Source organism: Inquilinus sp., assembly GCF_039594555.1.
Classification (GTDB): Bacteria; Pseudomonadota; Alphaproteobacteria; order DSM-16000; family Inquilinaceae; genus Inquilinus.
The window spans coordinates 1-7,450 of the sequence record NZ_JBCNNF010000344.1 but is presented as its reverse complement, the minus strand read 5'-3'; the positions used below and the strand labels follow the sequence as shown (position 1 = coordinate 7,450).

9 protein-coding genes are annotated in these 7,450 nt (G+C 70.8%); 5 read left to right on the top strand and 4 right to left on the bottom strand.

Annotated elements, in window-relative coordinates; all coding sequences use genetic code 11:
* The first annotated feature begins 1 nt into the window (after position 1).
* Positions 2–778, top strand: coding sequence for a carbohydrate ABC transporter permease (locus tag ABDW35_RS27805; RefSeq protein WP_343717105.1), 777 nt, complete (start codon positions 2–4; stop codon positions 776–778).
* A 71-nt stretch (positions 779–849) separates the two neighbouring features.
* The gene (locus tag ABDW35_RS27800; protein WP_343717104.1) at positions 850–1,194 is read left to right on the top strand and encodes a hypothetical protein; all 345 of its coding nucleotides are present in this window, start codon (positions 850–852) and stop codon (positions 1,192–1,194) included.
* A 21-nt stretch (positions 1,195–1,215) separates the two neighbouring features.
* On the opposite strand, the gene ABDW35_RS27795 is transcribed toward ABDW35_RS27800, so the two are convergent.
* A complete protein-coding gene (locus ABDW35_RS27795) occupies positions 1,216–2,079 on the bottom strand; it encodes an NmrA family NAD(P)-binding protein (RefSeq protein WP_343717103.1) in 864 nt (287 codons plus the stop codon).
* A 106-nt stretch (positions 2,080–2,185) separates the two neighbouring features.
* Between ABDW35_RS27795 and ABDW35_RS27790 the strand changes: the two genes are divergently transcribed.
* Positions 2,186–3,121 (top strand): LysR family transcriptional regulator, encoded by a 936-nt coding sequence (locus tag ABDW35_RS27790; RefSeq protein WP_343717102.1) that lies wholly within the window; start codon positions 2,186–2,188, stop codon positions 3,119–3,121.
* On the opposite strand, the gene ABDW35_RS27785 is transcribed toward ABDW35_RS27790, so the two are convergent.
* Complete coding sequence (locus tag ABDW35_RS27785) at positions 3,118–4,017, bottom strand: LysR substrate-binding domain-containing protein (RefSeq protein WP_343717101.1); 900 nt, start codon at positions 4,015–4,017, stop codon at positions 3,118–3,120. The two genes, ABDW35_RS27790 and ABDW35_RS27785, sit on opposite strands and share 4 nt — an antisense overlap.
* Before the next feature lie 179 nt (positions 4,018–4,196).
* On the opposite strand from ABDW35_RS27785, the gene ABDW35_RS27780 reads away from it, so the two are divergent.
* A complete protein-coding gene (locus ABDW35_RS27780; protein ID WP_343717100.1) occupies positions 4,197–5,732 on the top strand; it encodes an MFS transporter in 1,536 nt (511 codons plus the stop codon).
* Here the strand turns inward: ABDW35_RS27780 and ABDW35_RS27775 are convergent.
* Complete coding sequence (locus ABDW35_RS27775; RefSeq protein WP_343717099.1) at positions 5,674–6,306, bottom strand: helix-turn-helix domain-containing protein; 633 nt, start codon at positions 6,304–6,306, stop codon at positions 5,674–5,676. The genes ABDW35_RS27780 and ABDW35_RS27775 overlap by 59 nt on opposite strands.
* Positions 6,307–6,376: 70 nt before the next feature.
* On the opposite strand from ABDW35_RS27775, the gene ABDW35_RS27770 reads away from it, so the two are divergent.
* On the top strand, positions 6,377–6,802 hold the full coding sequence (locus ABDW35_RS27770) for a VOC family protein (RefSeq protein ID WP_343717098.1): 426 nt from the start codon (positions 6,377–6,379) through the stop codon (positions 6,800–6,802).
* Here the strand turns inward: ABDW35_RS27770 and ABDW35_RS27765 are convergent.
* Positions 6,799–7,263 carry a low molecular weight protein-tyrosine-phosphatase gene (locus ABDW35_RS27765; RefSeq protein WP_343717097.1) on the bottom strand — a complete coding sequence of 155 codons (465 nt, stop codon included), beginning with the start codon at positions 7,261–7,263 and terminating at the stop codon, positions 6,799–6,801. The genes ABDW35_RS27770 and ABDW35_RS27765 overlap by 4 nt on opposite strands.
* Positions 7,264–7,450: the final 187 nt, after the last annotated feature.

Here is a 7,450-nt window from a genome sequence, read left to right as displayed (position 1 = left end):
GGTGCTGGTTTACACCCTGTTCCCCTACTACTGGGCGATCGTGTCCTCGCTGAAGACCGGGGCGTCGCTGTTCGAGGCGACGCTGCTGCCGGCCTTCGAGCTGGTCTATTATAAGGCGCTGCTGCACGACCCGGTGTTCCTCGGCTCGATCGTCAACTCGCTGATCGTCGCCGGCTCGGCCACCGGGATCTCGCTGCTGCTGGCCATCGGCGCGGCCTATGCGCTGGGCCGGCTGGACTTCCCGCTGCGGCGGACGGTGCTGCTGGTGATCCTGATGATCTCGATCTTCCCGCAGATCGTGGTGCTGTCCGGGATGTTCGAGCTGGTGCGCTGGTTCGGCCTGTACAACCGGGTCGGGTCGCTGACCTTCGCCTATCTGATCTTCACCCTGCCCTTCACCGTCTGGGTGCTGACCGGCTTCATCCAGGACATCCCGCGCGAGCTGGAGGAGGCGGCGCTGATGGACGGCGCCAGCCGCGGCCGGGTGCTGGTCAGCGTGCTGCTGCCGCTGATGGGACCGGCCCTGGCCTCCACCGGCCTGCTGGCCTTCATCCAGGCCTGGAACGAGTTCCTGTTCGCCCTGACCTTCATCCTGTCGGACGAGAACCGGACCGTGCCGGTGGCGATCGCCACCATCTCCGGCGGCAGCCGCTACGAATACCCGTTCGGCCCGATCATGGCGGCGTCGGTGGTGGTGACCCTGCCCCTGATCGTCCTGGTGCTGATCTTCCAGCGTAAGATCGTCGCTGGGCTGACGGCAGGGGCGATCAAGGGATAGGGCCCCTGTCCTTGACCCGATACCTTCCCCATGCGCTGATGCTTGAGATCTCATGCAACTCGAGGGGGAAAATGCATCGCACGGTCTGGTCCGCCCTTCTTCTCCTGTCCTTGTCCGGATGCATCAGCGGCCCGGACCACGCCGAACAGCTGGCGGACGACCGGCAGAAATGCGGCGAGTTCGGCTTCCAGGACGGAACCGACGCCTTCGCCAACTGCATGATGAAGCTCTCGACGCGGCGGCAGGACAGGGCGCCGCCGGATCACGACACCCTGGTGAAGCGCTACCGGTCGCTCAGCATGGAGCGGCGCGGCGACGATCGCTATCCAGTCTGCGGCGCCGCAGGCATGGACAACGAGCTCGATATCTCGACCGGCAAGTGGGTCGGGCCGGACTGCCAGATGGAGCCCGACTGACGCCGCGCCACCGCGCCGTTCTCAGCCGCGGGCGACCAGTTCGGCGATCACCTCCGCCGCCTCGATCCGGCCCTTCAGCGCGTGGCGGCCGCCGTCGCGGAACTCGATCCAGCCCTCGTTGAAGCCATCGAGCATGCGGATGCGCGGCATCGGGTTCTGCATGCCCTGGGACCGGAACAGCCCCTCCCAGGTCTCGCGCGCCACCGGCTCGGCCCGCACCGGCCGGCCGAGGGCCGCGGCGAAGGCGGCGGCCAGATCGTCCGGCGACACCCGGCGCGGCCCCTCCAGCTCGACCACGCGCCGGCCGGTCCAGTCCTCGCGGATCAGCTCGGCCGCAACGCGCCCGATATCCGCGGTGGCCACCATCGGCACCGGGCGGCCGGTCGGTGCCAGGAAGCTGCGGATCACGCCCTCATCGCGCGCCGAGGCCACGTCCCAGGCCGCGTTCTCGACGAACCAGGCGGACCGCAGGACTGTCAGCGGCAGGTCCAGGTCGCGCAGCGCCGCCTCCAGCAGCGTGTGCTGCGACAGCAGGTTGTCGTGGACGGCATCGGCGCCGATGGTCGACAACTGCAGCACCCGGCCCGGCCGGGCGGCCGTCAGCGCCTGCACCAGCGTGTCGCCCAGCCGGCGCGCCTCGGGATAGCCGGGCTCCGGGTCGAACACCGGCGGCGGCAGGATGAAGACGGCGGTGGCGCCGGCGAAGGCCCTGGCCAGGGCCGGCGCATCGTCCATCCCGGCGACGGCGACCTCGCAGCCCTGCGCCGCCCAGGCCTCGCCCTTTCGCGCATCGCGCACGATAGCGCGCACAGCCTCCCCGGCGGCGAGCAGATGCCGGGCGAGCGTGCCGCCCACCTGGCCGGTGATTCCCGTGATCGCATACATCCTTACGGTCTCCTTCAGCGGATGCCGAAGATCTAAGTCCGCCGGACCGTTGCCGCGAACGCCATCGAGTCACTAGACTGGTGACTAGGATTCAACGGAGGACGCGATGGCCTTCGACGGACGGGTGATCTCGAATGTCGGCGTGCTGGCCGCTGTGGTCGAAGGCGGCAGCTTCGCCCGCGCGGCCGAAGCGCTGGGCCTGTCCCGCTCCGGCGTCAGCCGGGCGGTGGCGCGGCTGGAGGCGCGGGTCGGCGTCCGGCTGCTCGACCGCACCACCCGCGCCGTCGCCCTGACCGATGAAGGCCGCCGCCTCTATGCCGAGGTGGTGCCGCTGCTGACCGGGATCGAGGATGCGGTGACCGTGACCTCCGGCTCCGCCACCGCCGTGCGCGGCCGGCTGCGGGTCAATGTCGACGCCTTCTTCTCGCGCCTGCTGTTCGCGCATCACATCCCGGACTTCCTGGCGCTGTACCCCGAGCTGACGCTGGAGCTGGTGGCCAAGGACCAGCTCGGCGACTTGGTGGGCGAGGGCTTCGACATCGCCGTGCGCTTCGGCCACCCGCCGGATTCCTCGCTGGTGTCGCGCAAGCTGCTGGAGACGCGGACGATCACCGTGGCGTCACCGGCCTATGTCGCCGCCCATGGCCGGCCGGGGGCGCCGGCCGACCTGGCCCGTCACGCCTGCATCCAGGTGCGCGATTCCGCCTCCGGCCAGCCGATCGACAGCTGGACGTACCGGCGCGGCGCCGAGGTGGCGGAGGTGCGGGCGACCGGCCGGCTGATGGTGGCGGAGTTCGGCACTATGCTCGGCGCCTGCCTGGAGGGGGTGGGCATCGCCCGGGTCAAGGCGATCGGCGTGCAGCGCCTGATCGACCGCGGCGAGCTGGTCGAGCTGCTGCCGGACTGGACCGGCGAGAGCTTCCCGCTCTTCGCCCTGTACCCGTCGCGCCACCTGCCCCCAGCCAAGGTGCGCGCCTTCATCGACTTCGTGCAGTCGCGGCTGGGATCACCCGCCGTAGCGGAGGCGCAGGACGCCGCCTAAATGGCCTGGGCGAGCCGCGCCGGCACCGCCCGGGCCAGCTGCGCCGGCGCGGCCTCGGCCGATTCCACGATCAGCCGGCCGAGCTCGCGCGCGCAGGGCAGGGTGGCGCCGGGCCGCCAGATCAGTGCGAACTCCACCTCCGGCAGCGGCGGCAGGCCGTGGCGGCCGTCGAGGATCTTCATCCCCGGCTCGATCTCGTCGCTGGCGATCATAGACGCGGCCAGCCCCGCCAGCACCGCCGCCCGCAGCCCGTGCTGGTTGGCCGAGGTGAAGCCGACATGCCATTCGACATCGGATGCGGAGATGGCGTCGACGGCGATGGTGCGGCAGGGGCAGGGCGGCGGGGCCAGTGCGAGCGGCAGCGACGTCCCCGGCGCCCAGTCGAAGGTCTCGGCCGCGGCCCAGACGAATTGCGTCCGCCGCAGCACGATGCCGCCGGTTTCGCCCGGCCGCGACATGACGACGGCGAGGTCCAGCTCCCCGGAATCGACCTTGGCTCGCAGGTCGAGGCAGACGCTGACCGACACCTCCAGCCGCACCTGGGGGTAGGTGCGGGCGAAGCGGCGCAGCAGCACCGGCAGCCGGTCGCCCATGAAGTTCTCCGGCACCCCGAAGCGGACGACGCCGGTGACCGATGACGGCAGGAACCGCCGGGTCAGCGCCTCCTGCGCCTGCAGGATCTGCTCGGCATAGCGCAGGAACTCCTGCCCGTCCTCGGTCAGCAGCAGCTTGCGCGTGGTCCGGTGCAACAGCGGCCGGCCCACCTGCTCCTCCAGCCGCCGGATCTGGTGGCTGACGGCCGACTGGGTCAGGTGCAGCCGTTCGGCCGCACGGGTGAAGCCGCCGGCCTCGTGGACGGCGACGAAGGCGCGCAACAGGGCGGGATCGAAGTCCATGGCGTAAATATATGATGGCGGAAAATGGACGCCACAAAATTAATTCATTTCCATCATGAAAGCCGATTGACCAGATTCAGGGCCAGGCCCGATCGAGCCCCCACCGACACCCTCCGCGCCGGAACCGGTCGCGCAAAGCGTTTGCGCGGCGGCGCGGCTGTCGCTTCGAGAGAAGGATCATGGCTCTTTCACCCTCCGCCCGGAACATGGCCGCGCTGGTCGGCGTCTGCCTGGCTGCGCTGATGTTCGGCCTCGAGATCTCCAGCGTGCCGGTGATCCTGCCGACGCTGGAAACCGCGCTGCCCGCCGATTTCCGCGGGCTGCAATGGATCATGAACGCCTACACCATCGCCTGCACCACGGTGCTGATGGCGACCGGCACCCTGGCCGACCGCTACGGCCGCAAGCGCGTCTTCACCATCACCACCATCGCCTTCGGCGCCACCTCGCTGATGTGCGGCCTGGCCGACGACGTGTCGGTGCTGATCGCCGCCCGCTTCCTGCAGGGCCTGGCCGGCGGCGCCATGCTGACCTGCGTGATCGCGATCATCTCGCACCAGTTCCAGGACGAGCGCGAGCGCGGCCGCGCCTTCTCCGCCTGGGGCGTGATCAGCGGCATCGGCCTCGGCTTCGGCCCGATCATCGGCGGGCTGATCGCCAGCTGGTCCAGCTGGCACTGGGTGTTCCTGATCCATGTGCCGCTGACCGTGCTGGCGCTGATCCCGTCCCTGATCGGTATCCGCGAATCGCGCGACCCGCAGGCGCAGAGGCTGGACGTCGCCGGCATCGTCACCCTGACGCTGGCGGTGTTCGGCCTGGCCTTCCTGATCACCCAGGGGATGGAGCTGGACCGCGCCATAGCGATCGGCCTGGCCGTCCTGACCCTGGCCGCCTTCGCCGGCTTCCTGGTGGCGGAGCGGATCAGCCCGCACCCGATGTTCGACTTCTCGGTGTTCCGCATCCGCCGGTTCAGCGGCGCGATCATCGGCTGCATCGGCATGAACTGGTGCTACTGGCCGTTCATGATCTACCTGCCGATCTATTTCCAGGGCGGGCTGGGCCTCGACAGCCGGTCGGTCGGCTTCCTGCTGCTGGCCTACACCATCCCGTTCCTGGTGATGCCGCCGCTGGCCGACCGCCTGCTGCAGCGCGGCGGCCCGCGCCTGGTCATCCCGCTCGGCATGGCGGTGATGGGCACCGGCTTCCTGCTGATGCGGCTGGGCGCGGGCGTCGAGCAGGCCGGCTGGCTGACCGTGCTGCCCGGCACGCTGCTGGCCGGCATCGGGCTCGGCCTGACCAACACGCCGGTGACCAACACCACCACCGGTTCGGTCCCCGCCAACCGGGCCGGTATGGCGTCGGGCATCGACATCAGCGCCCGGCTGATCACGCTCGCCATCAACATCGCGGTGATGGGGCTGATCCTGGTGGAAGGCATCCGCTGGGCCCTGCCGGCCTCCCTGTCCGGCGCGCTCGACGCGGCGCAGCAGCAGGCGCTGGCCGCTTCCGTTGCCGCCGGCAACCTGGCCGCGCTGCCGCAGTCCTATCCGGCGCTGGCGGCGGACCCGTCGGGCGCCGCCGTGCACGGCGCGTTGGTCGACGGCTTCGGCTGGGTGATGCTGTATGGCGGCATCGGCGCCTGGGTCCTGGCCGCGATCAGCTTCGCGATCTTCGGCCCGGCCCGGGCGTGCCAGCCGCGGACGGCGGAGGCCTGAGGCCGCCGACCAGCGCCGCCAGCACCGCGCGGCACTCCGCCGGGTCGGCCCCGCCGACGATGGCGAGCGCCGCGCGGTCATAGGCGGCGCCCAGCAGCTGGGCGGCGGCATCGAGCGGCAGGGGGCGCAGCGCCCCTGTCGCCATCGCCGCCGCCAGCCCCTCGCGCAGCGTCCGGCCGCCATGCCGGGCGTCGATCTCGTCCACGGCTTCGCGTCCCAGCACCGCCGGCGCCTCGATCAGCAGCAGCCGGGTGCGCCCCGGCGCCGCCATCGCCCGCAGGAAGGCGTCGCCGCCCCCCTCCAGCGCCTCCAGCGGCGGCAGGTCCGCCGGCGCGGCCCGCTCGACCTCCGTCGTCACCGCCGCGGCCTCGGCCTCCACCACCGCCCGGAACAGCGCCTGCTTGTCGGCGAAGTGATGATACAGCGCCCCGCGGGTGACGCCGGCCGCCGCGACCAGCTCCGGCGTTCCGGTCTCGGCATAGCCGCGCTCGACGAACAGCCCGCGCGCCGCCGCGATCAGCGCGGCCTGGGTGCGGTCCGAGCGGTCCCGGTTGGTCCGGCGATCCTGTTGCATACATGCAGCCTGTATGTTAGTTGAAAAGAAACATGCAGCCTGCATGTTACACGGAGCGAGAGAGAAAGCCATGAAGACCACCAGCGTCTACCCGGTGATCATGACGGCTGAGGTCGCGGCGACCGCCGCCTTCTACATCCGCCATTTCGGCTTCCGCCCGCTGTTCGAGACCGACTGGTACGTCCATCTGCAGTCGGTGGAGGACGAGCGGGTGAACCTCGCCATCCTCGACGCCAGCCACGCGACCATCCCGGCGGTCGGCCGCGGCCGGGTCTCCGGCCTGCTGCTGAACTTCGAGGTCGAGGATGTCGATGCCGAATACGAACGGCTGAAAGCGGCCGGGCTGCCGATCCTGCTGGATCTACGCGACGAGAAGTTCGGCCAGCGCCACTTCATCACCCGGGACCCGAACGGCGTGCTGATCGACGTGATCAAGCCGATCGCCCCGACGGCGGAGTTCGCGGCGCAGTACGCGCCGGGCGGCGTCCCGGCCTAGCCCAGCCGCCCCTCGCGCAGCGCCGCCACCAGCCCGTCGCAGCCGGCCTCGACCAGGTCCAGCACATGCTCGAAATCGGCGCTGCCGCCGTAATAGGGGTCGGGCACGTCCCGCCCCTCCAGCCCCGGCGCGAAATCGAGGAACAGGCCGATCCGGCCCGGGCCGGCGACGGCCAGGCGGCGCATCCGGTCGAGATGGCCGCGATCCATCGCCAGCAGCAGGTCGAAGCGGCGGAAATCCGCCCGCTCCAGCTTGCGGGCGCGCAGCGGCAGCAGGTCATAGCCGCGCGCGGCTGCGGCCCGGATCGCCGGCGGATGCGGCGGCTCGCCGGCATGGAAGCCCTGGGTGCCGGCACTGTCGACCGCGTGGTCCAGCCGCGCGGCCGCCAGCCTGGCCCGCATCACGCCCTCGGCGGTCGGCGAGCGGCAGATGTTGCCGGTGCAGACGAACAGGATGCGCATGCCGCCTGGATAGTCGCGACGGACCCCGGGCGGCAAGGCGTCGAATGGTCCGAGACGATTTGTCAATGCTACTGGCGCGGCCGTCTGATGGCGGCTTCTGCGCTTCCGGTGCTCACGGACGACCATGTCCGCTGCGCTCCGGTTCTCGAAGCCACCACCAGCCGACTCACGCCAGCGCATTCTCAAA

What these genes read in the sequence shown, in the direction of transcription:
- ABDW35_RS27765 (WP_343717097.1), bottom strand. Translation starts at nt 7,263, where the DNA reads ATGCGCATCCTGTTCGTCTGCACCGGCAACATCTGCCGCTCGCCGACC.
- ABDW35_RS27780 (WP_343717100.1), top strand. Translation starts at nt 4,197, where the DNA reads ATGGCTCTTTCACCCTCCGCCCGGAACATGGCCGCGCTGGTCGGCGTC.
- ABDW35_RS27790 (WP_343717102.1), top strand. Translation starts at nt 2,186, where the DNA reads ATGGCCTTCGACGGACGGGTGATCTCGAATGTCGGCGTGCTGGCCGCT.
- ABDW35_RS27770 (WP_343717098.1), top strand. Translation starts at nt 6,377, where the DNA reads ATGAAGACCACCAGCGTCTACCCGGTGATCATGACGGCTGAGGTCGCG.
- ABDW35_RS27795 (WP_343717103.1), bottom strand. Translation starts at nt 2,079, where the DNA reads ATGTATGCGATCACGGGAATCACCGGCCAGGTGGGCGGCACGCTCGCC.
- ABDW35_RS27800 (WP_343717104.1), top strand. Translation starts at nt 850, where the DNA reads ATGCATCGCACGGTCTGGTCCGCCCTTCTTCTCCTGTCCTTGTCCGGA.
- ABDW35_RS27775 (WP_343717099.1), bottom strand. Translation starts at nt 6,306, where the DNA reads ATGCAACAGGATCGCCGGACCAACCGGGACCGCTCGGACCGCACCCAG.
- ABDW35_RS27785 (WP_343717101.1), bottom strand. Translation starts at nt 4,017, where the DNA reads ATGGACTTCGATCCCGCCCTGTTGCGCGCCTTCGTCGCCGTCCACGAG.